Origin of the sequence: Microbacterium sulfonylureivorans (genome assembly GCF_003999995.1) — a bacterium.
GTDB classification, from domain to species: Bacteria; Actinomycetota; Actinomycetes; order Actinomycetales; family Microbacteriaceae; genus Microbacterium; species Microbacterium sulfonylureivorans.
In genome coordinates, this window is the sequence record NZ_RJAD01000006.1 from 1 (window position 1) to 1,053 (window position 1,053).

The 1,053-nt window shown below is 63.4% G+C and carries 2 protein-coding genes; both read right to left on the bottom strand.

The genetic code is table 11. The features are described from left to right. Positions 1 to 21: 21 nt before the first annotated feature. Positions 22 to 639: an HAAS signaling domain-containing protein gene (locus EER34_RS17355; protein WP_127477014.1), complete on the bottom strand. Its 618-nt coding sequence runs from the start codon at positions 637 to 639 to the stop codon at positions 22 to 24. Next, the gene (locus EER34_RS17360) at positions 629 to 970 is read right to left on the bottom strand and encodes a PadR family transcriptional regulator (RefSeq protein WP_127477016.1); all 342 of its coding nucleotides are present in this window, start codon (positions 968 to 970) and stop codon (positions 629 to 631) included. Before EER34_RS17360 ends, EER34_RS17355 begins: the two co-directional genes overlap by 11 nt. Positions 971 to 1,053: the final 83 nt, after the last annotated feature.

The window sequence follows — 1,053 nt, forward strand, 5'->3', positions numbered from 1 at the left end:
GCGTGCGCCGGCGTGGCCGGTCTAGGAACGCCGGAGGGCGCGGATGAGCAGCCAGGTACCGACGGCGAGATTTGCGATGGAGACGACGAACAGTGCGTTTGCGGTCACAACCGGTGTGAAGTACAGCGCGTACCACGGGCCTCCGAACTCGTCGCCGGAGAGCCCGTATCCGGGCACGACAGAGTTCAGACCATCCCCGCTGGGGATTCGTGTGAGGACGAAGAATGTCGCTGTGAAGAGGCCAGCTAGAAGCGGTGTGAGGGTCGCGACGACCTTTTCCCATCGCCGCCATGCGGTCGAGACCCACACCATGATGAACCCCGCCACGGCGCCAAGGATCGGCACGACGTAGATGCCGACGCCCACTGCCAGGCTGGCCACGACGATGTACGGCCGTGACTCCAGTGCGGACCTACGCTGCAAGGAAGCCTCGTCCGCGCCGCCCCGAGCCTCAGCGGCAATGAACTCCGGGTCCCCAAGTTGCTTGATACGTTCGCGGGCAGCCTCAGGATCAAGCGAGGACAATTCCTCGATGATGCCTTGGCGGATCTCATCGGCTGTGTGCGGCGGAACGTCCGCCAGGGCTGCATCGAGTCGCTGGATGTAGCGATCCACCTCGACCGGGCGACTACTGTTCATCGTCCCCAACTCCTTCCACGATTTCGGTGACCGCGGCAACGAACGGACCCCACTGCTGCCGGAATCCCTGCAACTCGAGTTCCCCTTGACCGGTGAGCCGGTAGTACTTGCGCACCGGCCCCGCCCCAGACTCCTGTTCGAACGCCGTTATGAAACCCCGCTCGCGCAAGCGGCTCAGGATCGGGTAAAGCGTTCCGATGCTCGCGATGAGCCCCGGCCGTGCAAGCGCCTCAGACAGCTGCCACCCATACATCGGCTCACGCGCGAGCAGCCCGAGAATGCAGTACTCGGCGACACCCTTACGCAGTTGAGCGCCGGCTGAAGCTATCATGCGTGACAAGCTAGCATGCAATGCAAGATATCAAACAGTCCGGATTCCAAACGAGACCGCACAGGTCGCCCGCTGACCGACCG

What these genes read in the sequence shown, in the direction of transcription:
- EER34_RS17360 (WP_127477016.1), bottom strand. Translation starts at nt 970, where the DNA reads ATGATAGCTTCAGCCGGCGCTCAACTGCGTAAGGGTGTCGCCGAGTAC.
- EER34_RS17355 (WP_127477014.1), bottom strand. Translation starts at nt 639, where the DNA reads ATGAACAGTAGTCGCCCGGTCGAGGTGGATCGCTACATCCAGCGACTC.